The organism is Bradyrhizobium sp. BRP20 (assembly GCF_020194215.1).
Taxonomy (GTDB): domain Bacteria; phylum Pseudomonadota; class Alphaproteobacteria; order Rhizobiales; family Xanthobacteraceae; genus Bradyrhizobium; species Bradyrhizobium yuanmingense.
This window is the reverse complement of record NZ_JADYVY010000014.1, coordinates 1-21,852: the sequence shown is the minus strand read 5'-3', so window position 1 is coordinate 21,852 and position 21,852 is coordinate 1. Positions and strand designations below refer to the sequence as shown.

Sequence of the window (21,852 nt, the reverse complement as noted above, 5' to 3'; positions counted from 1 at the left end):
AGCATCGCCTCCGCCGGGATACTCAACGCGGAGCCTGTCATGCGCATCGCAGCCTTGCTGGTCGCTCTCATTGTTGCCTGTCATCACGTTTCGGCGTTTGCCGGCGATGTCGCGGCGGCCCAGAGCGTCATCCGCGCCCAGGAGCAGGCCTTCGTTCGCGACGATGCGACGGCCGCTTATTCCTATGCTGCACCGGCGATCAAGGAGATCTTTCCCGCACCCGACATCTTCATGTCCATGGTGCAGAACGGCTACGCGCCGGTCTATCGTCACAAGAGTTTCGAATTTGGCGAGAGCAAGAGCGATGGCGGCTGGATCGCCCAGCGCGTCCATATCATCGATGCCAATGGCGAGGCCTGGGAGGCGCTCTACACACTCGAGCAGCAGGGCGACGGCAGCTACAAGATCACCGGCTGCTCGCTGCTGAAGGCGGGACAGGCCGTTTAGGTGGCAAAGCCCGGGCCGGTCTTGACCGAGCCCGTCCGCGCGCGGATCAAGAGCAGCACGACGATGCCGATGTTCAGCGCATTCCAGGCGACGCCGTTGGCGAACGCTGCGGCATACGAGCCGGTGGCATCGAAGATGACGCCGGACACCCAGCCGCCGAAGGACATGCCGAACACGGAGGCAAAGATCACGATGCCGACGCGGGTCGCGGCCTCGCTCGCCGGCATCGCCTCGCGCACGATGATGGCATAGCTCGGCACGATGCCGCCCTGGAACAGGCCGAACATCGCGGAGATCAGATAGAGCGAGGTCAGGCTGTCGAAGAACAGATAGAACACCAGCGCAAAGCCCTGCGCCAGCGATCCCACCAGCAGCGTGTAGATGCCGCCGATCTTGTCGGCGAGGTAGCCCGAGCCGATCCGGCTGATGATGCCGCAGCCCATCATCAGGGACAGCATCTCGGCGCCGCGCGCGACGCCATAACCGAGGTCGCCGCAATAGGCGACGATGTGCACCTGCGGCATCGCCATTGCCACGCAGCAGGAGATGCTGGCGATCGAGAGCAGCACCGTCAGCGTATTCGTCGACAGCCGGAGATCGACCCGCGGCGGCGGCGCGTTGGCATGGTCGTGGACGGTGGCGCGGCCCATCTGCGCGCGCAGGATCAGCACCAGCACCGTCATCAGGCCGGCGCAGACGATGCCTATGCCGATATGGGTGTAACGCCAGCCGATCTCCTGCGTGCCCCAGCTCACGATCGGCGGCCACATCGCGCCGGCGACGTAATTGCCGCTGGCGACGATGGTCACGGCAAGACCGCGATAGCGCTCGAACCAGTGCGAGGCTTCGGCCATCAGCGGCGCAAAGGTCGCGGAGGTGCCGAGCCCGATGAAGAAATAAGCCGCCACGAACTGCCAGAGCTGGCCCGACAGGCCGGCGAGCACATTGGCAACGCCGAGGAAGGCGATGCTGATCGCCATCGCCGGCACGATGCCGAACCGGTCGGTGATCTTGCCGGCGATCACGCCGCCAAGCCCGAACCCGAACATCATTAGGGTGAAAGCCAGCGACACTGCGCCGCGCGTGGCAGCGAACTCGACCTGCACGATCGGAATCACGACCACGACGGCCCACATGCCGACGGCGCCAATCGAGCCGATCACGAGGGCAAGGACGAGCCGCACCCAGGCCTGACGGGAGTCAGGGGTGAAGGCGTCAGGTGTTTGCCCTGGATGATTTGGCGCGTGCACGGGCAGGACCATGTTCGCGGACCGCCGCATGGTCAACCATCTTGCCGCGATATTGGGCATGCGCGGTGCGCTGCGGTAATAAGCTCTTGGCGAATGCGTCTTTTGCCATTAGTTTGCAACAAGCGTGTGCAACATTGCCGCGCGAGGAGCCTATCGGCGGAATGTTGATGCGATTGACGCGATCGATGCGGATCAGGGTGGGGCGGATCATCGCCCTCGCCTATCTGTTCTGCGTGCTCGCGCCGGCCGCAAGCCTCGCCTGGGGCAGTGCTGCGCCCTGCCTCGGCGACGATGCCCAGGCTGACCTCGTTCCGGCGCATCACCATCTGGCTGCGAGCCATGATATGGCTGCGAACCCTGGCGATGTTCCGCACGAGCACGCGGGAACGCCTTCGCAGACCGCTGCGAAGGACGCACCTGCTCCGAATCATCACGACGGCAAGGGAACTGTGGGCCCCTGCTGTGCGATGATGTGCGTCAGCGCGCTGCCGGCCGATCTGCCCAGCCTCGCCACGCCGCTCCGGCCGATGTCGACCTGTGCGCCCGAGATCGTGCCCAGCCTGCACAGCGCGGCGCCGCCCCAGCACTACCGTCCCCCCATCGCCTGATCTGACATGACGGCGTCGGTTTCGATGCGCGCTTTTGCGCGCGCGAACCTGTGGTCTCCAGATCAGGAATTAAGACATGGTTGCGCTTTCCGGGGCGAAATCTGCCGCATCCGCGGTGGGTGATCGACACTCACGTTTCACTTGGCTGCTGCTGGCCTTTGCCGGGCCGACGCTGTCCGGCTGCGTGCCGACAACGACGCACATGGCCAGCGCGGATCCCGCAGATCCGGCGGCGAAGGTGGCCCCAATCGGCTATCGCTCGACCATCGCGCCCTATACCAGCCTGCGGCCTGCGACCCCGGCACCCTGGCGTGGCCGCAACGAGGCGGTGACGCCGCAGCCGAAGCAAGAGCGGTAGGAGCGCGCCATGTCACAGCATTTTACGCGAGGCCTGCTCGTGCTCGCCGCGCTCGGACTTTCCGGCTGCGCCGCGTTCTCGCCCGACAGCGGCATGAGCGCGGTCTCGGATCTGACGAGCCAGGCCATCAATAAGGACGTCGCCTTCGTGCGCTCGGCCGAGGGTGCCGCCGCGGTCGATGCCCGCGTCCGCCAGCTGCTCTCGCGCACGCTCAGCGTCGACGCCGCCGTGCAGATCGCACTGCTCAACAACAAGGGACTGCAGGCCGCCTACAACGAGCTGGCGCTGGCGGAGACCGAGCTGGTCGAGCAGAGCCTGCCGGCCAATCCGGTGTTCGCAGTCTCTCGCATCACCGGCAATGGCGCCAGCGAGATCGAGCGCCAAGTGGTCGGCGACATCCTCGCGCTCGCCACCCTGCCGTTCCGGTCCGAGATCGCTCGGGAACGCTTCCGCGGAGCGCAGCTGCGCGCCGCGCTGGCGACGCTGCGGCTCGCCTCGGACGTGCGCCGCGCCTATGTCCGTGCGGTTGCCGCCAACGAGATGGTGGGGCTGCTGACCGACGCGAAGGCCACGGCGGAATCGACCGCACAGCTCGCGCTCAAGCTCGGCGAGACCGGCTCGCTCAACAAGCTCGACCAAGCCCGCGAGCAGGTGTTCTATGCCGAGACCACCGCCGACCTCGCCAGCGCGCGACAGGCAGCGGGAAGCGCGCGCGAAAGGCTGGCGCGCCTCATGGGGCTGTGGGACGACGGTCTCGACTTCCGCCTGCCCAATCAACTGCCGCCGCTGCCGCGCCGGCCGCTGGCCCTCCCCACGATCGAGGCCGATGCAGTCGCGCATCGCCTCGACCTGCAGGTCGCGCGGCTTGAGCTGGCCGCGCTGGCGAAGGCGCTGAACCTCACCGAGGCGACGCGCTTTGTGACGCTGCTCGATATCGCCGGCATCTCCCGCCGCACCCAGGATCCGGAAGGGCCGCCGTTCCGCGAGCGCGGCTTCGACCTGCAGTTCCAGATTCCGATCTTCGACGGCGGCGAGGTGCGCGTGCGCCAGGCCGCCGAGACCTACAACCTCGCGTTCAATCGCCTGACCGAGCGGGCCGTTAATGTGCGCTCCGAGGCGCGCGACGCCTATCGCGTCTACCGCTCCACTTACGACATCGCCGGCCACTACCAGCGCGAGATCATCCCGTTGCGAAAGATCATCACCGAGGAGATGCAGCTGCGCTTCTCCAGCATGCAGGTCGACATCTTCGCGCTGCTCACCGAAGCGCGGCAGCGCCTCGCGGCGCTGCGCGGCGCGATCGACGCCAGGCAGAGATTCTTCCTCGCCCAGGCCGATCTGCAGACCGCGGTCAACGGCGGCGGTCTGCCCGCCGGCGGCGCCGACAATCCAACCACCGTTGCCGCGGCAGCTCCTGCCGAAGGCGGCGGCCACTAAAGACGGAGGCCAAGATGTTTTCTCGCCGAGGATTTTTAGGGACCGCCGCGCTTGTCGGCGCATCGGCCATTCAAGGCCGCGTCCAGGCCGCGTCTATCCCGGAAGCCCCCACCATGGACAAGGTGGTGATGCAGCCGCCGCTGCACCCCACAAGCGGCCCGGATTATCGCCCCGTGGTGACGCTGAACGGGTGGTCGCTGCCGTTCCGCATGAACGGCGACTGGAAGGAATTCCATCTCGTCGCCGAGCCGGTGGTGCGCGAGTTCGCGGAAGGAATGAAGGTGAATTTGTGGGGCTACAACGGGCAATCGCCAGGCCCGACCATCGAGGCGGTCGAGGGCGACAAGGTCCGCATCTTCGTCACCAACCGCTTACCCGAATACACCACCGTGCACTGGCACGGCATGATCATCCCGAGCGGCATGGACGGCGTCGGCGGGCTGAACCAGCCGCACATCCAGCCGGGCAAGACCTTCGTCTACGAATTCGAGATGAAGAAGAGCGGGACCTTCATGTACCACCCGCATTCCGACGAAATGGTGCAGATGGCGATGGGCATGATGGGCATGTTCATCGTGCATCCGCGCGACCCGAACTTCCGCGCCGTCGACCGCGACTTCGTGTTTGTGATGAGCACCTATCGCGTCGACCCCGGCACCTATCTGCCGCACGTCAACGAGATGACGGACTTCAACATGTGGACCTGGAACGCGCGGGTCTTTCCCGGCATCGATCCCTTGCCGGTCAGGCTCGGCGACAAGGTACGCGTGCGTATCGGCAATCTCAGCATGACCAACCATCCGATCCATTTGCATGGCCACAGCTTCGCGGTGACCTGCACCGATGGCGGCTGGATTCAGGAAAGCGCGCAGATCCCGGAGACGACCACCGACGTTCCGGTCGGCGCCATCAGGGTGTTCGACGTGCTCGCCGACAATCCCGGCGACTGGGCGTTCCATTGCCACAAGTCGCACCACACCATGAATTCGATGGGACACGACGTGCGCAACCTGATCGGCGTCTCGCGCAAGGATCTCGCCAAGGCCGTCGGCAAGCTGGCGCCGGACGGCATGGCCATGGGCTCGACCGGCATGGCGATGGGCAACATGGAGATGCCCGCGCCCGACAACACGCTGCCGATGATGACGGGCACCGGCCAGTTCGGGCCGATCGAAATGGGCGGCATGTTCACCGTGATGAAGATCCGCGAAGACCTCGCACGCGACGATTACCGCGATCCCGGTCCGTACAAATTCCCGCCAGGCACCGTCGCCTACGAAGTCGCCGCACCCGCCCCCGAGCCGGCGCGGCAGAAATCCGGCAGTCCGCCGATGAAGCACAAGATGTGAGCGTTTCGATGAACCACCAACCGGAGACTACGATGAAGATCACGCTCAAGCTCGCCCTCGCGCTGGCTGCACTTTCGGCCGCGCCGGCCTTCGCTCACGACAAGCACGGGCACGGAAACTATTCGGCCGGCGAGCCCGGCGATCCCAGGAAGCCCGCGCGCACTATCGAAATCCTGATGAACGAGATGGACTACACGCCCGCGAAAATCGAGGTGAAGCGCGGCGAGCAGATCCGCTTCGTGCTGCGCAATGTCGGCAAGGAGGACCACGAATTCCTGCTGGCCACATCTAAGGAGAATCTCGCGCATGCGGAGCAGATGAAGAAGCATCCGCACATGGAGCACGACGAGCCCAATGCGGCGCGGCTTGCACCGAAGAAGACGACCGAGATCCTCTGGAAGTTCAGCAAGCGCGGCACCTTCGAATATTCGTGCCTCATTCCCGACCACCGCGAGTACGGCATGGTCGGCCAGGTCAACGTGAAGTAACGCGAGAGGAGATCCACATGAATCGCATCATCAATATCACTGCCGCGCTGGCGCTGAGCGTCGGCCTCGCGACCGCAACCCTCGCCGCAGAGGGCGCCGCGATCAGCGGCGAGGTCAAGAAGATCGACGAAGGCGCCGGCAAGATCACGCTCAAGCACGGCCCGGCCAAGAGCCTCGGCATGGAGGACCCCATGACCATGGTCTATCGGGTCAAGGATCCCGCCATGCTCAAGCAGGTGAAGGTCGGCGACAAGATCACCTTCGAGGCCGAGGAAGGGTCGTCGGGCTACACGGTGACCAAGATGCAGAAGGCGAAGTAGGGCAGCCTCGCCTGCCCGTCATTCCGGGGCGCGCCTCTTGGCGCGAGCCCGGAATCCATTTCACCACCATACCTGCGGCCCGATGGATTCCGGGCTCGATGCTCCGCATCGCCCCGGAATGACAACCCGCCCCCGAAACATCCCGGTCTGAGCTCCTCCCACCCCCTCCGTTAACCCTTTGCTAACCATACACCCGGCAAGAATTGCCGGGTGAAGTCGAGTGTCGTCGGCCGCGTTTAGAACGGGAGCTCCCGTGGACGCCAGTGCGGTGCCTCACTTTCGGAACGGCGGCCCGTCGGCCGCCGCGCAGACGTTTGGGGCGCGCGGACGGCAGTCGCGCGGGGAGGCAGCTACCATGGTCGACGTCACGGCAGGACAGGGCGTAGGCAGCGCAAGGCCCTCGATCCCTTCCCTCAATGACATCGTCACCGTCCTCAAGCGCGGCGACATCGCGCTGGCGCTCGGCGTTCTCACCATCCTGGTGGTGCTGATCCTGCCGCTGCCCGCGATCGTGCTGGACGTGTTCCTGGCGATCTCGATCACGCTCTCGATCCTGATCCTGATGACGTCGCTGTTCATCCAGACGCCGCTGGAGTTCTCGGCCTTCCCGACCGTCCTCCTGATCTCGACTATGCTGCGGCTCTCGCTCAACATGGCCTCAACCCGGCTGATCCTGTCGCACGGGCACGAGGGCACGGCCGCCGCCGGTCACGTCATCGAGGCCTTCGGCAACTTCGTGATGGGCGGCAATTTCGTCATCGGCATCATCGTCTTCGCCATCCTGATCATCGTCAATTTCGTCGTCATCACCAAGGGCTCGGGCCGCATCGCCGAAGTCGCCGCCCGCTTCCACCTCGACGCCATGCCCGGCAAGCAGATGGCGATCGACGCCGACCTCGGCGCCGGCCTGATCGACGAGAAGGTCGCCAAGGAGCGGCGCAAGGAGCTCGAGGACGAGAGCGGCTTCTTCGGCGCCATGGACGGCGCCTCCAAGTTCGTCCGGGGCGACGCCATCGCCGGCCTCCTGGTCGTGTTCATCAACGTCGTCGGCGGCATCATCATCGGCGTCGCGCAGCAGGGCATGTCCTTCGCCGACGCGGGGCGCACCTACACGCTGCTGACCGTCGGTGACGGCCTTGTCACCCAGGTGCCGGCGCTGATCGTCTCGACCGCGGCCGGCCTGCTCGTCTCCAAGGCCGGCGTCTCCGGCGCCGCCGACAAGGCGCTCATGAAGCAGTTCTCCGGCTATCCGCAGGCGCTGGCGATGTCCTCGGCGGTGATGCTGGTGCTGGCGGCGCTGCCGGGCATTCCGACCCTGCCCTTCCTCGCGCTCGGCGCCGGCGCCGGCGCGCTGGCCTGGAACGCCCGCAACCGCAACCGCGTGGCGGCCAAGGCCGAAGCCGCCGTTCACGCCGCGCCCGCTCCGGGAACGCCGGGTGCGCCGGGCGCTGCCGCGACGGAAGAGCCGATCTCGGCCGCGCTCAAGATCGACGACCTCAAGATCGAACTCGGCTACGCCCTGCTGCCGCTGGTCAACGGCCCCGACGGCACCGACCGCCTCACCGAGCAGATCAAGGCGCTGCGCCGCTCGCTCGCGATCGAGATGGGCTTCGTGATGCCGGCGGTGCGCATCCTCGACAACGTCCAGCTCGAGGCCAACACCTACATCATCAAGATCAAGGAGGTCGACGCCGGCACCGGCAAGATCTGGCCGAACCAGTTCATGGTCATGGATCCCGGCGGCAGCCAGGTGCAGGTGCCCGGCATCCACACCACCGAGCCGACCTTCGGCCTGCCCGCAACCTGGGTCGATGCCAGCCTCAAGGAAGAGGCCTCGCTCAAGGGCTACACCGTCGTCGACGCCGCGACCGTGCTCTCGACCCATCTCACCGAGCTGCTCAAGGCCAACATGTCGGACCTGTTGTCCTACGGCGAGGTGCAGAAGCTGCTCAAGGAGCTGCCGAAGGAGCAGAGCGAGCTGGTCAAGGACATCGTCCCGGGCCAGGTCACGGTCTCCGGCATCCAGCGCGTGCTGCAGCTGCTGCTCGCCGAGCGCATCTCGATCCGCGACCTCTCGACCATCCTCGAAGGCATCGCGGATTCGCTCGCCTTCTCGCGCAACCCTGCGACCATGGTCGAGCACGTCCGCGCGCGGCTGGCGCGGCAGATCTGCGCGCAGAACACCTCCTACGCCGGCTATCTGCCGCTGATCGCACTGTCGGCGAAATGGGAGCAGGCTTTTGCCGAATCCATCATCGGCCAGGGCGAGGAGCGGAGCCTTGCCATGCAGCCCTCGAAACTCTCGGAATTCATGACCGCCGTGCGCGAGGCTTTCGAGCGCGCCGCCCGCGAGGGCGAGGCGCCGGTGCTGGTCACCTCCGCTTCCATTCGGCCCTTCGTGCGCTCCCTGGTGGAACGGTTCCGGGCCCAGACCACCGTGCTGTCGCAGGCGGAAATCCACCCCAGGGCGAGGCTGAAAACCGTCGGAAGCATCTGATTTGCCTTAAGAAGCCGTGTGTTTTTCAGCCACAGGCAAATGGTTTTTGAGTTCCTGGCGCCTTGTCGACCAAGGCCTCAAAAAGCCGGCAATAGGCTCATTACGGCTTTGAAATAATTATATAAAAGAACGATCAAGGGTGGCCTTTGATCGCGATCTATCACGTCATATCACGCCCTTGTGATGGCCCCTTGGGAACGAATCCCCCCGATACTAGGTTGATGGGCACCGGAAGCATGAACCTGCCTCAAACGGCGGGCGACTACTTCGGGTAGATGGCGGCAGGAGGCTTCCATGAACCACTCGATCTACAGCGCAGATCGCGCGACCCATTTGAAAATCGTGGTCGTCGCCCTCGTCGCAGGGGTTGCGGTGGCTGGCCTCGGCATCACGGCACGCTCGGGTTCGGATGAAGGCCTGACCCAGACCGCCCACGTCATCAAGGCCGGGAAGCCGGTCGTTGTCACCAGTTCGAACGCGTCCCTCGTTCGCTAAGGAGACCTGACGAGTTTTGTGAATTCACGCGGCTCTTTACCAGCCCCCCAAAGTCGCCACGTGGATATGTAGACGACCCCAACCCCAAGTCGACTACAGAAAGCGCCCGCCCCCCACGGGCGCTTTCCCATTTCTGGTACCTCGTCATTGCGAGCGCACGCGCGTCCAATTCGTCATTGCGAGCGCAGCGAAGCAATCCAGACTGCCTCCGCGGAAAGACTCTGGATTGCTTCGCTGCGCTCGCAATGACGGAGCAAGCGGCACGGCCCTGCCTGCCAACTACCTTCCCCCATACGTCGGCGGCGGCGCCTGCACGGTCGGGGCGGCGGCAGCGAACAGCTCGTCCTTGCACCCCGAGAGCGGCGGATAGATGCGCTTGCGGTTGATGGTCTGTTTGGTCGCCTTTGCCTCCGCGCCTGTGGCACGGACCTCGCGATTCCATCCTTCGGTATAGAGCGCGCCCCAGCCGCCGAGGTCGAGCACGGTGACGTACCAGTCGATCCGCAGCGGCAGCATGGGCAGGCCGACGAGATCGGCGACCACGTTGTGGCCGGCGAAGCGGCCCATGGGACGGGCGAACTGGCAGGACATCACCGTCGGATGCAGCCCGTCGATCACGCTCGAGGCGACGTCGCCGGCCGCGAACACGCCGCCGACATCGGCCACGCGCATGAAGGGATCGACGAGGAGACGCCCGAGGGAATCGCGCCCACCCGGAAAGCTCGCGGCCAAAGGGCTTGCCCGCATGCCCGCGCACCAGATCACCGTCCGTGCCGGAATGAATTCGCCCGAGCTCAGGCGCATGCCCGCGGCCTCGATCGCGGCGACACGCACGCCGAGCCGCGTCTCGATGTCGAGCGAAGCCAGGGCCGTCTCGATCACCGGGCGCGCGTTCGCGCCGATGCTGGCGCCGACGCTCGGATTGGGATCGACCAGGATGATGCGGCGGCTGCCGGTGATCCCTGCGCGCGCCAACCGGTCCGGCATCTCAGCTGCGACTTCGATGCCGGTGAAGCCGGCGCCGACCACGACCACCGTTGAATGGCCCGGAGACGGCGCGCTGCGTCCGAGCGAAACCAGATGATCTTCAAGGCGGAGCGCCGCGGCATAGGTGTCGACGTCGAAGGCGTGCGCGGCAAGGCCGGGAATGTCGGGACCCATCACCGCGCTGCCGAGCGCCAGCACCAGGCGGTCGTAGTGCAGCGTCTCCGCGCCGGCGCTGGTGACGAGCGAGATTTCGCGCCGGGCCGGATCGACGGCCTCGACCTCGCCAAGTCCGTGGCTGACGCCGATCGGATCGAGCAGTTGCGGAAGCGGAAGCGCGACCTCGGCGAGATCGGCCTCGTAATTGCGCACGCGGATATTGTGATAGGGATTGCGGTCGACGAGACGGATCTCGATGTCGCGATCGCTCGCACCGATCTCCTCGCGCTTGCGCGCGGCGCCGATGGCCGCCCACAACCCCGCAAACCCGGCGCCGAGCACGACGATACGCGCCATCTCCGCCTACTGCACTTTCCCGAGGAAACCTGCGGCCTGCCCGCGGAGACAGACTAGCGCAACAACAGGCGCCGACCAAATGCGGCGGCGTCCGCGCCGCTGCACAAAATCGCGATTTACGCCTCGCGCAGCTCCGACGGCGTCGCGCCAAAACGCTTGCGGAAGGCGCGGTTGAAGTAGGACAGATCGGAGAAGCCGGAGGAATGCGCGATGTCGCTGATCTTGCGCATCCTGGCGCGGGGATCGCCGAGCAGCTTGCGCGCGTGGAGCAGGCGCTGCTCCAGCACGAATTCGGTGAAGGTCGTGCCGGCCTGCTCGAACAGGCGCTGGGCCTGGCGCGGGCTGAGGCCCGAGCGCGTCGCAACTTCGGCGAGGCAGAGATCGTTACGGCCGAGTGCGGCCATCACGTCGGCGCGCATGAGATCGAGGCGCGCCGCCGCCTGCCCGCGGCCGCGGGCGCGGCTTGCGTGCTCGGCATCGGTGCCGAGCAGGAGACCGACGAGATCGACCATGTGCTGCGCGGTCAGGCGCTGGCCGACCGCATCGAGATGCGGCGCGTGATTGGCAGCGAGCGCGTGGTAGCGGAAGATGGTCTCGGCGACTGCGCCGTCGACGAGCACCTGCGAGAGCTTGTCCTCGGCGCGTGGATTGATGTCGAGCAGCGCACGGCGCGGCATGCGAATGCTGGTGAAGCGGTCTGCCTCGGTGTGGCCGACGGTGCCGGTCACGCTCATGTCGACGAGCACCATCTGGGCGGGCGCGAGCTCGACGGTGTGGCCGTTTTGCCCGACGCGGACGAGCCCTGCGTGGGCCGCGATCAGGACGAGATCGTCGCTGCCGTCGGCAAGGTGGCTCTGCGTGCGGGAATATTGCGCCGAGGCGCCTTCCGGAATGGCGAGCGTGATGTTGTCGACGACGCTGATCTGCAGCCGGCAATCGATGCTGTCGCCATGGCTCGGCCCGATATCGAGGCCGCAGCGACCGACGGCCCGCTCGCGCCAATGCTCGAAGGCCGGACCGTGCGGCAGGCCTGCATATTGGTGAAGGAAGATGCCCGGCGTTCTCGCTGCATCCATCTGATTTTCTCGCCCTTTCCGGCATCAATCGCGTTCAAATTCCGGGAATTTGACGCCGTGGACCGAGGCGAGGTTCAAATCGAGGGCGGATTCGGGGGCACTTGTCGGGCTGCGACAGCGGGATGGACCGTGGCGACAGTCGCCGCGGCACCTATTTTTGCGCGGGCGCCTGCGGTTGGGCCGGCGGCACGGTCTCGATCAGCTTGCCGGAAAACACCGGGGCGGAGGTCGGCTGGCCGTTCGGCGAGCCGCCCGCCTGCTCGATGGTGACGGCGAAGGTCGCGCTATTGACGACCTCGGCATCGTAGGAGGCGAGCAGTGGACGCGCGGTGAAATCGCCGGCGCCGATCACGCCGAGCGAGCGCGGGCGCGGCAGCTTGTCCGAGATCAGCCAGAGCTCGAAGCTCTTGCCGGGCTCCGGCGTCGCGCCGACCTTCCGCACCGTGAAATTCCGCGTCGCGCCGTCGATGGTGAGGATGAAGGCGGGACCGCCGCCCTGGCCCTGCAGCAGCGCGACATATTGCGCGGAGGCGGCGAGCGGCGCGGCCGGCGTCTTCACCTCGACCGTCTGGATGCGCGGCGGGGGACGCAAAGCGCCCGGCAGCGCGTCGGGCAGCAAGATCTGCAGCGACAGCGTTACGAGCAGCGCGGCCGCGAGCGCGCCAATGGCGGAAGCGATGGTGCGCCAGCGCTTCACCCGGCTCTCGAGACGAATCACATTGCTGTCGTCGACCACCGGCGCTTGGGCCGCACGGACGAGGTTGGCATCCGGCGCATGGACTTGCGGGATGAATTGCGGCGCGATGTCCGGAACAGCATCAAACTCGGGACGCGGCGCCTCAGGCGCGGCGGCTTCGGGCTGCTGCACCTCAGCCGACTGCGGGCTCTCGGGCGGAGATTCCGCAGCTGCCAGCGAGGACGTCTCGGGCACAGGCGGCTGTGGTGGCGGCGAAGCTTCGGCAGGCGCAGGCGGCTCCTGCGCGGCGGTCGTGCGCGCGATCTCCGCCCTGATGTTCTCCCACACGATCGGACGCGGCTCGACCGAGCCGACCATCTGGTTGAGCACGCCGAGCCGATAGGCCCACGCCTGCACGATCTCGGCGAACGCCGGGTCCACCGCCATCATGGTCTCGACCTGCGCGCGCTCGTCGGCGCCGAGCGTCCCGAGCGCATACTCCGCGGCGAGCGCGATATGGTCCTCCGTGTAGGCCATCAATTGCAGTCCAGAACCACCCTCATCATCCAAGCGATCACAGTCCGAGGCACTCCCGGATATCCAGCATGCTGCGCCGCAGCCACGTCTTCACCGTGTTGACCGGCGCTGAAAACTTCTCCGCCAATTGCTCGCGGCTCCAGCCGTTGTAATAGGCGAGCAGCATGAGCCTCTGACGGTCCGGCTCGAGCCGGCCGATGCATTCCAGGAGCCGCTTCAGCTCCTCGGTCATCTCGCGGCGGGCCAGCGGATCGGGACTTTCGGCCGCGACCTCCATCGCCTGAGGCTCTTCCTCGATGGAGGCTTCCGACTTCTTGCGGACGACGTCGATCGCGCGGTTGCGCGCGATCGAGGCCATCCACGTGATCGGCGAGGACAGGGCCGGATTGAACTGGCCGGCGCTGTTCCAGATCTTGACGTAAGTCTCCTGAATGACCTCCTCCGCGAGATCCTGCCTGCGCAAGATACGGAGCACGACGCCATAGAGTTTCGCGCGCGTGGCGGCGTAGAGGCGCTCGAACGCGGCCTGATCGCCCTTCGCCACCGCCTCAATCAACCCGACCAGCTCCGCTGGCGTCAGCATTCAGCCCCCCAACACGCGGGCCGTCGCGTTCCGCGTAGACCCCGGCACCGCACCACCATAGCGCGCGGCCAAGCCGACCACCAAGGGGCGCGGCGCCACACTGTGGACAGCACATGCGAAAACCCGGACCTTGCGGGTCCGGGTTTTGGCAATTCCTGGAGGGGCGGGCTAGCGGCTCAGGCGACGGCGCCGATGCGGGCACGCATCAGGCCGATGCTGTCGAGGTCGGCCTGCTCGCGGGCGTTCTCCTCGGCGCGCTCGCGGGCCTGGTCGCGCTCGTCGAGCAGCTCGACCTTTTTCAGCTCCTCGAAGGCCTCGGCCAGTGCGGCCTTGGCTTCCTCAAGCTGGCCCTTGAGCTCGTCGGCCGAACGGGTCAGGTTCTCGCGGCGCTGGATCGCGGCTTTGGCGTAGGTCGGGTAGGCGAAGTGCGAGGGATCGTTGATCCCGGCGCGCTCCTGCTCGGTCTGGATCTCGCGTTCGAGATCGACCGACATGCGCTGGAAGTCGGCGATCATGGTCTCGATCTGGGTGACCCGGCGGCGCTTCTCGTCGACCTGAAACTTCTTCAGGCGGATGAGGGTATCTCGTGACTTCATCGACTCGTACTCCCCAGAAGTCCCCCCGCTGCACGTGGGACGATACCGGTCACCCCACGGGCCCGAAGGGGGCCCAGACCGGCTCTGCTACTCTGTGGGATCGGATGATGACCGGACAAAGTTAGCGTTCCGTTTCCAAATTGCCGAGGATTTGCGCCAATTGGCGATAGCCCTCCGCGAGCGATGCCTTTTCGTCCTTGCGCTGGCGCAGGAAGGCTTCCAGCGGCTCGTTGAGGCGGATGGCCTCGTCGACCTCGGGACTGGAGCCGGCGCGGTAGGCGCCGAGACGGATCAATTCCTCCATGTCGGCATAGGTCGCCATCACCTGGCGCGCCCGCTGGATCACCGGCCAGAACTGCGGATCGGCCGATTTCGGCATCGTGCGCGAGACGGATTTGAGAATGTTGATCGCGGGATAGCGGCCGCGCTCGGCGATCGAGCGCTGCATCACGATGTGGCCGTCGAGGATGCCGCGGACGGCATCGGCGATCGGCTCGTTATGGTCGTCGCCGTCGACCAGCACCGTGAAGATCGCGGTGATGGCGCCCTCGCCCAATCCCGGCCCGGCACGCTCGAGCAGCTTCGGCAACTCGGTGAAGACGGTCGGCGTGTAACCCTTGGCGGTCGGCGGCTCCCCGGCAGACAGGCCGATCTCGCGCTGGGCCATCGCAAAGCGCGTCACCGAGTCCATCAGGCAGAGCACGTCCTTGTCCTCGTCGCGAAAATATTCGGCGACCGCGAGCGTGAGGTAGGCCGCCTGGCGGCGCATCAGGGCCGGCTCGTCGGAGGTCGCGACCACCACGACTGAGCGCGCAAGGCCCTCCTCGCCGAGATCGTCCTGCAGGAATTCCTGCACCTCGCGGCCGCGTTCGCCGATCAGCCCGATGACACTGACATCGGCATCGACGTTGCGCGCCAGCATCGACAGCAGCACCGACTTGCCGACGCCGGAGCCTGCGAAGATGCCCATGCGCTGACCGCGGCAGCAGGTGAGGAAGGTGTTCATGGCGCGCACGCCGAGGTCGAGCGGGCTGCCGACGCGCTTGCGCGAATGGGCGGGCGGCGGCGTATTGCGGAACGGCATCGGCGAAGAGCCCTGCGGCAGCGGCCCCTTGCCGTCGATCGGCTCGCCCAGCGCATTGACGACGCGTCCCAGCCAGGCCGCGGATGGCCTCACCTGGTTGGCGGCATTGGCGATGACCGCCTTGCAGCCGCGGCGCACGCCCTCGAGGCCGGCGAACGGCATCACCACGGCATTGTTGCCGGAGAAGCCGATCACCTCGCACGGAATGGTGCGGTTGGCGCCGGTCTCGATCACCAGCCGCGCGCCGACCGACATCGCGTGGATAGGGCCGGCCACCTCGACCATCAGACCGCGAACGCCGACCACGCGGCCATAGATGTTGATGCCGTCGATGTCGCCGATCTGTTCGGCCAGCGCCTTCATCGGGGGGCCTTCATCAGCAGCGCACCTTCATATGAGGGTCCTCATGAGATGGTCGCCTTCGGTGATCCCGGGACATCACGGTGAAAACCTTAAGTTTCGCCATATTTCTGAACGGCGCTTAACTTCGTGTTTACCCGCATCATTAATCATTGCGTCACTGTCTTTGAGACTGAGCGTGCCTCCCCTTCAGAAGAAGGCTGAGTCGCGGGAGTCGGTTAGGCCCGTCTCTTAAAGTGGAGCTTGAACGGAATCGGGTAACGAAAGCTGCTTCGTACGCAAGACCTTAGGGCGATTCGACAAAAATTGCACCGGGGGGACTTGCGTTCCAGAATCAGACTTTGTTAACCATCTGTTGTCAGGATCCGAATCAGTTGTTCAAAGGCGTTTTGTTGAGTGCCGCGAATGCGGCCGACCTGACGCCCAGGAGCGGCGACTATGGGGAACTGGCATGCGCGTTTTGCTGATTGAAGATGACAGCGCCGTCGCGCAGTCGATCGAGCTGATGCTGAAGTCGGAGAGCTTCAACGTCTACACGACCGATTTGGGGGAAGAAGGCGTCGATCTCGGTAAACTATACGATTACGACATTATTCTCCTCGACCTCAACCTGCCCGACATGTCCGGCTACGATGTGCTCAAGCAGCTCCGGGTCTCCAAGATCAAGACACCGATTCTGATCCTCTCCGGCCTCGCCGGCATCGAGGACAAGGTCAAGGGTCTCGGCGTCGGCGCCGACGACTACATGACCAAGCCCTTCCACAAGGACGAGCTGGTGGCCCGCATCCACGCCATCGTGCGCCGCTCCAAGGGCCATGCCCAGTCGGTCATCCAGACCGGCGACCTCGTCGTCAACCTCGACACCAAGACGGTGGAAGTCGGAGGTCAGCGCGTGCATCTGACCGGCAAGGAATATCAGATGCTGGAGCTGCTCTCGCTCCGCAAAGGCACGACCCTCACCAAGGAAATGTTCCTCAACCACCTCTATGGCGGCATGGACGAGCCCGAACTGAAGATCATCGACGTCTTCATTTGCAAGCTCCGCAAGAAGCTCGCCAACGCCTCCGAGGGCCGCAACTTCATCGAGACCGTCTGGGGCCGCGGCTACGTGCTGCGCGAGCCGCACGAGGCCGACGAGCGCATCCCCGCCTGATCCCTGGGTTACGTCGCGAGCCCAGTCAGGCTCGCTCCTCCCAGCCTGGACCCCGCCGCAAATGGCGGGGTTTTCGTTTTTGGGGGGACGCTTCATTGGAAGCTTAACGTTTGAACCCCTAGCCTTCCCCTGCCGACGAATGGTCGCTGCACGATGGGGGAACGATGATCCTGCAATCACTCGCCGGCCTGCCCGCCTTCCTGGTCTATTTCTGCACCGGGCTGATCGTGATCGTGGCCTATCTGTTCGTCTACACCCGCATCACGGCGCATAACGAATTCCAGCTCATTCGCGACAACCAGCCGGCCGCGGCGATCGCGCTTGGGCTCAGCCTGCTCGGCTTCGTGGCGCCGCTGGTCAGCGCCATCGCGCATTCGGCCAACGTGCTGGACTGCCTGATCTGGGCGACGATCGCGCTGATCGTGCAGGTCATCGTGTTCTATCTCGTCAAGGTTCCGGTGCCGGACTTGTCGAGGCGCATCGATGACGGCGAGCTTGCCCCGGCGATCTGGCTCGGCCTGTCCTCGCTCGCCGCGGGCCTGCTGAACGCCGCCAGCATGATCTACTGACATGGCCGACAAACCCGCCAAGAAGGAGTTCGGCAAGCGCCGGCCAGTCGCCGAGCCGCCGCGACCGCCGGTGAAGCGCTCCGGCCACGTCGCGCTGCTGGTGATGGGCACGATCGCCGTCGGCACCACGGCCTATACCTTGATGCCGCGGCAGAACTGCGAGCCCACGCCCGGCGCCGTGCCGGGGCAGACGACCACGACCTGCACGAGCAGCAGCAGTTCGTCGGGCGGCAGCAGTTCGCGCTGGTCGTCGCGATCGAGCTTGTTCAGCGGCGATTCCTCCAGCCATTCCTCGTCGGGAACGTCGTCCAATGTCAGCCATAGCAGCGTGAGCCGCGGCGGCTTCGGCTCGTTCGGCCACGGCTTCTCGGGCGGCGGCTGATCCATGCAGCGCATCACCTGCCTCGAGCGCGACGACTGGCGGGAGACCGCCGCACGATGCGGCTTCGTCTTCCACACCATCGACGGCGAGCGCTATTGGGACGAGCGCGCCTATTATGGCTTTACGCTGGAGGAGATCGAGCGAGGCATCGAGGCGCCGACCGGCGAGATCGACGCGATGTGCCTGGAACTCGCCGGCCGCGTCATCGGCGACGAGCGTTCCTTGCGACGGCTGAAGATTCCGGAAGCGTTCTGGGGCCTGATCGTCGAGAGCTGGAAGCGCGACGACCGCAGCCTCTACGGCCGGCTCGATCTGAGGTTCGACGGCAAGTCGCCGGCAAAGCTGCTCGAATACAACGCGGACACGCCGACCTCGATCTTCGAGGCCGCGGTGTTCCAATGGACCTGGCTCGAACAGGCGATCGAACGCGGCGTCATCCCCTCGCGTGCCGACCAATTCAACTCCATCCACGAGCGGCTGATCGCGGCATGGAAGGAGATCGCTGGGAGCCGTCACGTCCATCTCACAGGGATCACCGGCAACGAAGAGGACGCCGGCACGCTCGCTTATCTCGAAGACACCGCGCGCCAGGCCGGACTCTCGACGACGCTGCTCGACATCGAGCAGGTCGGCTGGCGCGACGAGGCCGGCGGCTTCGTCGATCTCGGCGAGAACGACATCGCGCTCGCCTTCAAGCTCTATCCCTGGGAATGGATGTTCCAGGACGCCTTCGGCGCAAAGCTGAAGGATGCGCCAACGCGCTGGATCGAGCCGCCGTGGAAGGCGGTGCTCTCCAACAAGGGCATCTTGCCGCTGCTCTGGGAGATGTTTCCGAACCATCCCAATCTGCTGCCGGCCTTCTTCGAGGACGATCCGCGCGCCGCCGAGCTCGGCACGTCCTATGTGCGCAAGCCGCTGCTGTCGCGCGAAGGCGCCAATGTCACGCTGGTCTCCGGCGGCATGCCGCTCGACGAGCAGACGGGGCCGTACGGCGCCGAAGGTTTCGTACGTCAGGCGCTGGCACCGCTGCCGAACTTTTCGGGCTGCTATCCGGTGATCGGAAGCTGGCTGGTGAACCACGAGCCCTGCGGGATATCGATCCGCGAGGACGAGAGCCCGATCACGGGCAACCGCTCGCGGTTCTTGCCGCATGCGATTTTGTGATTTTGTCATTCCGGGGCGCGACAAAGTCGCGAGCCCGGAATCCATAACCACAGTCGGATGGAATGGCCCTGGTCTAACCGCCTGCCTATTTCGATGGCCTGTGGTTATGGATTCCGGGCTCCGCGCTTATGCGCGGCCCCGGAATGACAAAGAGAACTCATCTCGCCGCGGCGACCTTCAGCGGCTGCGGCATCAATCCGCCCATCGGACGGCCGGAGCGCGCGGGGTTGAGCTGATAGAGGCCGCGGCGATCGGCGATCGGGCGGAATGCATCGGTGATGCCGACGACGGATTCGGCAGCGCCCAGCAGCAGCGTGCCGTCGGCTTCCATGGCCTTCGCCATGCGCTCGAAAATCACCGCCTTGGTGTCCTGGTCGAAATAGATCAGCACGTTGCGGCAGAAGATCACGTCGAACGTGCCGAGATGGGAAAAGTCCTGCAGCAGATTGAGCTGGCGGAACTGCACCATGGCGCGAATGTCGGCGTTGAGCTGCCAGAGCTCGCCGGTTTGCGTGAAGTATTTCACCAGATGCTGGATCGGCAGGCCGCGCTGCACCTCGAACTGGCTGTAGAGGCCCGCCTTGGATTTCTCCAGCACCTCCTGCGACAGATCGGTGGCGACGATCTCGATGCGCCACCCCGCGAGCGCCGCGCCCATCTCCTTCACGCACATCGCGATCGAATAGGGCTCCTGCCCGGTCGAGGCGGCCGCCGACCAGATGCGAAGCGACTTGCGCGCCGCGCGCGCCTGGATCAGGCCCGGCAGGATGCTGTCGCGCAGGTGATCGAACGGAATCTTGTCGCGGTAGAAGAACGTCTCGTTGGTGGTCATCGCTTCGACCACGTCGGTCGCAAGCCGGCCGTCGCCGTTCCTGATCTTCAGGACGAGGTCGGGGATGCCGGGAACGCTTGCCTTGTGGGCGAGCGGCAGCAGCCGGCTCTCGACCAGATATTGCTTGTCGGCGGAGAGATCGAGACCGGAGCGCTCTTTCAGGAACTTGCGCAGATAGTCGTAATCTGCGGGCGTCACGAGCGGTCTCCAGCGAACAGGCGGTTGACCTTGGCGCCGATCTGGTTGAGCGGCAGGATCGCCGCGCAGATGCCGGCATTGGCCGCCGCGCCGGGCATGCCCCAGACCACGCTGGAGGCTTCGTCCTGCGCAATCACGCTGCCGCCGGCCGCGACGATGTCCTTGCCGCCGCGCATGCCGTCCGAGCCCATGCCGGTCAGGATCACCGAGAGGATGTTGCCGTGCCAGACGTCGATGGCGGAGGTGAAGAGCGGATCGACCGCAGGCTTGCAGAAATTGACGGCGGGGCCGTCGTCGAGCGCGATCACAGGATCGGCGCCGCTGCGCGTGACGCGCATGTGCTTGCCGCCCGGTGCGAGGTAGATCCGTCCCGGCTTGACCGGCTCGCCGTCGACCGCCTCGGCCGCCGGCCGGCGGCTCGAGCGCGCCAGATGCTCGGCCAGGATGGTGGTGAAGGTCGGCGGCATGTGCTGGGTGATCAGCACCGGGAAGCGATCGATCACGGCGCCGAGCTCGGTGACGAGCGACATCAGCGCCTGAGGACCGCCGGTCGAGGAGCCGATCAACAGCACCTTGGGCGCCTGGGTCGAGAACGGACGCGTTGACACCGAGCCTGACGAGGGGGCCGGAGCGGGCGCAGGCGCGGCAGGCCGCGCGACAGGACTGCGCGCGACGGGAGCCGGGCTCGCCGGCGCCAGCGGCGGACTCGCAACCGCAGACTTGCGACGCAGCCGCGCGCCGAGATGGCGGATCTTCTGGATCAGGTCGTGATGGAAAATGTCCGCGGCCGACGCCTCACGCGTCGATTCCGGCTTGGGAATGTAGTCGGCTGCGCCGAGCGACAACGCCTTGAAGCTGATCTCCGCGTTGCGGCGGGTCAGGGTGGAAGCCATGATGATGACGAGATCGCGCTTCTTGGCGAGCAGTTGCGGCAGCGCCGAGAGGCCATCGAGCTCGGGCATTTCGATGTCGAGCACGGCAACATCGGGATTGATGCGGTCGAGCTGGTTGACCGCCTCGAGCCCGGTGCGCAGCGAGGCCGCGACCTCCATGTCGTGCTCGGCACCAATCCAGCGCGAGATCAGACCGCGGATGACGACCGAGTCGTCGACGATCATCACCCGCAGCGGCCCGGTTTCGCGCGACGTGCTCGTGGTCGAATTACCTGCGAACGCAACACTCATTACACACCAACTCAGACTGAAACGGTTCAGTTGAAAACAAGCGCCGAAGGATCCGTTCAGCCTCCGGGAGATCGCTCAGATCAGGCCGACTTCCTGAAATTTCGCCGTCACGATGTCCTTGTCGAACGGCTTCATGATGTATTCGTTGGCGCCGGCGTGCAGAGCGCGCGCGATATGCGCGACGTCGTTCTCGGTGGTGCAGAACACCACCTTGGGCTGGTCGCCGCCGGGCATGCGCCTGAGATGGCCGAGGAACTCGTAGCCATCCATGACCGGCATGTTCCAGTCGAGCAGCACCGCGTCCGGCAGGCCGCGCTTGCAGGCCTCCAGCGCCTTCTCACCGTCCTCGGCTTCGAGGATTTGGAAGTCGAGCCCCTCCAGGATCCGGCGCGCAACCTTTCGGATGACGCTGGAATCATCAACGACGAGACAAGTTCGCATGTGAACCTCTGCTTCCTTCCCCCCTTTGCGGGGGCACTTCCAATCGCAAGTCCCTCGGCGGCAATGCCGCCGTATCAGGCCGCCATCATCTCGGGCGCGAGCTCGAGGACGCGGTCGACGTCGAGGACGACCATGAGCTGTCCGTCGAGGCGGTGGACGCCGCCGGCGAGCTTGGCCATGCGGGGGTCGAGGTTGACGGGGTTTTCTTCCTTACCGTCCTCGGGCAGGCGCAGCACCTCGCCGATCTGGTCGATCAGGAGGCCATAGG

At 65.7% G+C, this 21,852-nt stretch carries 25 protein-coding genes; 13 read left to right on the top strand and 12 right to left on the bottom strand.

Annotated features, from left to right (window positions below; translation table 11 throughout):
- Positions 1-39: 39 nt before the first annotated feature.
- Positions 40-447, top strand: coding sequence for a DUF4864 domain-containing protein (locus I6F33_RS27415; RefSeq protein WP_109145195.1), 408 nt, complete (start codon positions 40-42; stop codon positions 445-447).
- Here I6F33_RS27415 and I6F33_RS27410 read toward each other — a convergent pair.
- Both I6F33_RS27410 and I6F33_RS27405 read right to left on the bottom strand, forming a co-directional pair.
- A complete protein-coding gene (locus tag I6F33_RS27410; RefSeq protein WP_225144785.1) occupies positions 444-1,709 on the bottom strand; it encodes an MFS transporter in 1,266 nt (421 codons plus the stop codon). The two genes, I6F33_RS27415 and I6F33_RS27410, sit on opposite strands and share 4 nt — an antisense overlap.
- Positions 1,663-1,908 carry a hypothetical protein gene (locus I6F33_RS27405; protein WP_225134901.1) on the bottom strand — a complete coding sequence of 82 codons (246 nt, stop codon included), beginning with the start codon at positions 1,906-1,908 and terminating at the stop codon, positions 1,663-1,665. The genes I6F33_RS27410 and I6F33_RS27405 overlap by 47 nt, the downstream gene beginning before the upstream one ends.
- On the opposite strand from I6F33_RS27405, the gene I6F33_RS27400 reads away from it, so the two are divergent.
- From I6F33_RS27400 to I6F33_RS27365, 8 genes are all read left to right on the top strand, one after another.
- Positions 1,859-2,305 carry a hypothetical protein gene (locus tag I6F33_RS27400; RefSeq protein WP_225144667.1) on the top strand — a complete coding sequence of 149 codons (447 nt, stop codon included), beginning with the start codon at positions 1,859-1,861 and terminating at the stop codon, positions 2,303-2,305. The two genes, I6F33_RS27405 and I6F33_RS27400, sit on opposite strands and share 50 nt — an antisense overlap.
- A gap of 76 nt (positions 2,306-2,381) precedes the next feature.
- On the top strand, positions 2,382-2,663 hold the full coding sequence (locus I6F33_RS27395) for a hypothetical protein (RefSeq protein ID WP_225113998.1): 282 nt from the start codon (positions 2,382-2,384) through the stop codon (positions 2,661-2,663).
- A 9-nt stretch (positions 2,664-2,672) separates the two neighbouring features.
- Entirely contained in the window at positions 2,673-4,100 is a 1,428-nt protein-coding gene (locus tag I6F33_RS27390) for a TolC family protein (protein WP_225144666.1), read from the top strand.
- A gap of 14 nt (positions 4,101-4,114) precedes the next feature.
- Positions 4,115-5,449: a multicopper oxidase family protein gene (locus I6F33_RS27385; RefSeq protein WP_109145200.1), complete on the top strand. Its 1,335-nt coding sequence runs from the start codon at positions 4,115-4,117 to the stop codon at positions 5,447-5,449.
- 32 nt (positions 5,450-5,481) lie between these two features.
- Positions 5,482-5,937 carry a plastocyanin/azurin family copper-binding protein gene (locus I6F33_RS27380; protein WP_192893338.1) on the top strand — a complete coding sequence of 152 codons (456 nt, stop codon included), beginning with the start codon at positions 5,482-5,484 and terminating at the stop codon, positions 5,935-5,937.
- Between the two features lie 17 nt (positions 5,938-5,954).
- Positions 5,955-6,257 carry a copper-binding protein gene (locus I6F33_RS27375; RefSeq protein WP_109145202.1) on the top strand — a complete coding sequence of 101 codons (303 nt, stop codon included), beginning with the start codon at positions 5,955-5,957 and terminating at the stop codon, positions 6,255-6,257.
- Between the two features lie 355 nt (positions 6,258-6,612).
- Positions 6,613-8,754 (top strand): flagellar biosynthesis protein FlhA, encoded by a 2,142-nt coding sequence (gene flhA, locus I6F33_RS27370; RefSeq protein WP_036036007.1) that lies wholly within the window; start codon positions 6,613-6,615, stop codon positions 8,752-8,754.
- A gap of 294 nt (positions 8,755-9,048) precedes the next feature.
- Positions 9,049-9,249 carry a hypothetical protein gene (locus I6F33_RS27365; protein ID WP_057027387.1) on the top strand — a complete coding sequence of 67 codons (201 nt, stop codon included), beginning with the start codon at positions 9,049-9,051 and terminating at the stop codon, positions 9,247-9,249.
- A gap of 279 nt (positions 9,250-9,528) precedes the next feature.
- On the opposite strand, the gene I6F33_RS27360 is transcribed toward I6F33_RS27365, so the two are convergent.
- The 6 genes from I6F33_RS27360 to fliI all read right to left on the bottom strand — a co-directional run bounded on the left by I6F33_RS27360 (position 9,529) and on the right by fliI (position 15,664).
- Positions 9,529-10,749, bottom strand: coding sequence for an NAD(P)/FAD-dependent oxidoreductase (locus I6F33_RS27360; RefSeq protein ID WP_225144665.1), 1,221 nt, complete (start codon positions 10,747-10,749; stop codon positions 9,529-9,531).
- Between the two features lie 116 nt (positions 10,750-10,865).
- Positions 10,866-11,825: an AraC family transcriptional regulator gene (locus I6F33_RS27355; RefSeq protein ID WP_225144664.1), complete on the bottom strand. Its 960-nt coding sequence runs from the start codon at positions 11,823-11,825 to the stop codon at positions 10,866-10,868.
- 151 nt (positions 11,826-11,976) lie between these two features.
- On the bottom strand, positions 11,977-13,038 hold the full coding sequence (locus I6F33_RS27350; RefSeq protein ID WP_225144663.1) for an anti-sigma factor: 1,062 nt from the start codon (positions 13,036-13,038) through the stop codon (positions 11,977-11,979).
- Between the two features lie 37 nt (positions 13,039-13,075).
- Complete coding sequence (locus I6F33_RS27345) at positions 13,076-13,621, bottom strand: sigma-70 family RNA polymerase sigma factor (RefSeq protein WP_225144662.1); 546 nt, start codon at positions 13,619-13,621, stop codon at positions 13,076-13,078.
- 176 nt (positions 13,622-13,797) lie between these two features.
- Positions 13,798-14,217: a flagellar export protein FliJ gene (gene fliJ, locus I6F33_RS27340; protein ID WP_025032035.1), complete on the bottom strand. Its 420-nt coding sequence runs from the start codon at positions 14,215-14,217 to the stop codon at positions 13,798-13,800.
- A gap of 121 nt (positions 14,218-14,338) precedes the next feature.
- Entirely contained in the window at positions 14,339-15,664 is a 1,326-nt protein-coding gene (gene fliI, locus I6F33_RS27335; protein WP_036011877.1) for a flagellar protein export ATPase FliI, read from the bottom strand.
- Between the two features lie 448 nt (positions 15,665-16,112).
- Here fliI and ctrA point away from each other — a divergent pair, with 448 nt between their 5' ends.
- The 4 genes from ctrA to I6F33_RS27315 all read left to right on the top strand — a co-directional run bounded on the left by ctrA (position 16,113) and on the right by I6F33_RS27315 (position 18,929).
- Positions 16,113-16,814 (top strand): response regulator transcription factor CtrA, encoded by a 702-nt coding sequence (gene ctrA, locus I6F33_RS27330; RefSeq protein ID WP_016848562.1) that lies wholly within the window; start codon positions 16,113-16,115, stop codon positions 16,812-16,814.
- A 164-nt stretch (positions 16,815-16,978) separates the two neighbouring features.
- Entirely contained in the window at positions 16,979-17,383 is a 405-nt protein-coding gene (locus I6F33_RS27325) for a DUF350 domain-containing protein (RefSeq protein ID WP_036011880.1), read from the top strand.
- A 1-nt stretch (position 17,384) separates the two neighbouring features.
- On the top strand, positions 17,385-17,765 hold the full coding sequence (locus I6F33_RS27320; RefSeq protein ID WP_074448088.1) for a hypothetical protein: 381 nt from the start codon (positions 17,385-17,387) through the stop codon (positions 17,763-17,765).
- A 3-nt stretch (positions 17,766-17,768) separates the two neighbouring features.
- On the top strand, positions 17,769-18,929 hold the full coding sequence (locus tag I6F33_RS27315; RefSeq protein ID WP_225144661.1) for a glutathionylspermidine synthase family protein: 1,161 nt from the start codon (positions 17,769-17,771) through the stop codon (positions 18,927-18,929).
- A 157-nt stretch (positions 18,930-19,086) separates the two neighbouring features.
- On the opposite strand, the gene I6F33_RS27310 is transcribed toward I6F33_RS27315, so the two are convergent.
- The 4 genes from I6F33_RS27310 to I6F33_RS27295 form a co-directional block, all read right to left on the bottom strand.
- On the bottom strand, positions 19,087-19,959 hold the full coding sequence (locus tag I6F33_RS27310) for a protein-glutamate O-methyltransferase CheR (protein ID WP_225144660.1): 873 nt from the start codon (positions 19,957-19,959) through the stop codon (positions 19,087-19,089).
- Positions 19,956-21,143 (bottom strand): chemotaxis response regulator protein-glutamate methylesterase, encoded by a 1,188-nt coding sequence (locus I6F33_RS27305; RefSeq protein ID WP_036011891.1) that lies wholly within the window; start codon positions 21,141-21,143, stop codon positions 19,956-19,958. The genes I6F33_RS27310 and I6F33_RS27305 overlap by 4 nt, the downstream gene beginning before the upstream one ends.
- Positions 21,144-21,218: 75 nt before the next feature.
- The gene (locus I6F33_RS27300) at positions 21,219-21,584 is read right to left on the bottom strand and encodes a PleD family two-component system response regulator (RefSeq protein ID WP_007600538.1); all 366 of its coding nucleotides are present in this window, start codon (positions 21,582-21,584) and stop codon (positions 21,219-21,221) included.
- Positions 21,585-21,658: 74 nt separating this feature from the next.
- Positions 21,659-21,852, bottom strand: a 194-nt coding sequence (locus I6F33_RS27295) for a chemotaxis protein CheW (RefSeq protein ID WP_198399847.1), incomplete at its 5' end; no start/stop codon positions are given.

What these genes read in the sequence shown, in the direction of transcription:
- I6F33_RS27380 (WP_192893338.1), top strand. Translation starts at nt 5,482, where the DNA reads ATGAAGATCACGCTCAAGCTCGCCCTCGCGCTGGCTGCACTTTCGGCC.
- I6F33_RS27325 (WP_036011880.1), top strand. Translation starts at nt 16,979, where the DNA reads ATGATCCTGCAATCACTCGCCGGCCTGCCCGCCTTCCTGGTCTATTTC.
- I6F33_RS27350 (WP_225144663.1), bottom strand. Translation starts at nt 13,038, where the DNA reads ATGGCCTACACGGAGGACCATATCGCGCTCGCCGCGGAGTATGCGCTC.
- ctrA (WP_016848562.1), top strand. Translation starts at nt 16,113, where the DNA reads ATGCGCGTTTTGCTGATTGAAGATGACAGCGCCGTCGCGCAGTCGATC.
- I6F33_RS27345 (WP_225144662.1), bottom strand. Translation starts at nt 13,621, where the DNA reads ATGCTGACGCCAGCGGAGCTGGTCGGGTTGATTGAGGCGGTGGCGAAG.
- I6F33_RS27300 (WP_007600538.1), bottom strand. Translation starts at nt 21,584, where the DNA reads ATGCGAACTTGTCTCGTCGTTGATGATTCCAGCGTCATCCGAAAGGTT.
- I6F33_RS27390 (WP_225144666.1), top strand. Translation starts at nt 2,673, where the DNA reads ATGTCACAGCATTTTACGCGAGGCCTGCTCGTGCTCGCCGCGCTCGGA.
- fliJ (WP_025032035.1), bottom strand. Translation starts at nt 14,217, where the DNA reads ATGAAGTCACGAGATACCCTCATCCGCCTGAAGAAGTTTCAGGTCGAC.
- I6F33_RS27365 (WP_057027387.1), top strand. Translation starts at nt 9,049, where the DNA reads ATGAACCACTCGATCTACAGCGCAGATCGCGCGACCCATTTGAAAATC.
- I6F33_RS27415 (WP_109145195.1), top strand. Translation starts at nt 40, where the DNA reads ATGCGCATCGCAGCCTTGCTGGTCGCTCTCATTGTTGCCTGTCATCAC.
- I6F33_RS27400 (WP_225144667.1), top strand. Translation starts at nt 1,859, where the DNA reads ATGTTGATGCGATTGACGCGATCGATGCGGATCAGGGTGGGGCGGATC.
- I6F33_RS27320 (WP_074448088.1), top strand. Translation starts at nt 17,385, where the DNA reads ATGGCCGACAAACCCGCCAAGAAGGAGTTCGGCAAGCGCCGGCCAGTC.
- I6F33_RS27385 (WP_109145200.1), top strand. Translation starts at nt 4,115, where the DNA reads ATGTTTTCTCGCCGAGGATTTTTAGGGACCGCCGCGCTTGTCGGCGCA.
- I6F33_RS27305 (WP_036011891.1), bottom strand. Translation starts at nt 21,143, where the DNA reads ATGAGTGTTGCGTTCGCAGGTAATTCGACCACGAGCACGTCGCGCGAA.
- I6F33_RS27360 (WP_225144665.1), bottom strand. Translation starts at nt 10,749, where the DNA reads ATGGCGCGTATCGTCGTGCTCGGCGCCGGGTTTGCGGGGTTGTGGGCG.
- flhA (WP_036036007.1), top strand. Translation starts at nt 6,613, where the DNA reads ATGGTCGACGTCACGGCAGGACAGGGCGTAGGCAGCGCAAGGCCCTCG.
- I6F33_RS27375 (WP_109145202.1), top strand. Translation starts at nt 5,955, where the DNA reads ATGAATCGCATCATCAATATCACTGCCGCGCTGGCGCTGAGCGTCGGC.
- I6F33_RS27355 (WP_225144664.1), bottom strand. Translation starts at nt 11,825, where the DNA reads ATGGATGCAGCGAGAACGCCGGGCATCTTCCTTCACCAATATGCAGGC.
- I6F33_RS27405 (WP_225134901.1), bottom strand. Translation starts at nt 1,908, where the DNA reads ATGATCCGCCCCACCCTGATCCGCATCGATCGCGTCAATCGCATCAAC.
- I6F33_RS27315 (WP_225144661.1), top strand. Translation starts at nt 17,769, where the DNA reads ATGCAGCGCATCACCTGCCTCGAGCGCGACGACTGGCGGGAGACCGCC.
- I6F33_RS27410 (WP_225144785.1), bottom strand. Translation starts at nt 1,709, where the DNA reads ATGGTCCTGCCCGTGCACGCGCCAAATCATCCAGGGCAAACACCTGAC.
- I6F33_RS27395 (WP_225113998.1), top strand. Translation starts at nt 2,382, where the DNA reads ATGGTTGCGCTTTCCGGGGCGAAATCTGCCGCATCCGCGGTGGGTGAT.
- fliI (WP_036011877.1), bottom strand. Translation starts at nt 15,664, where the DNA reads ATGAAGGCGCTGGCCGAACAGATCGGCGACATCGACGGCATCAACATC.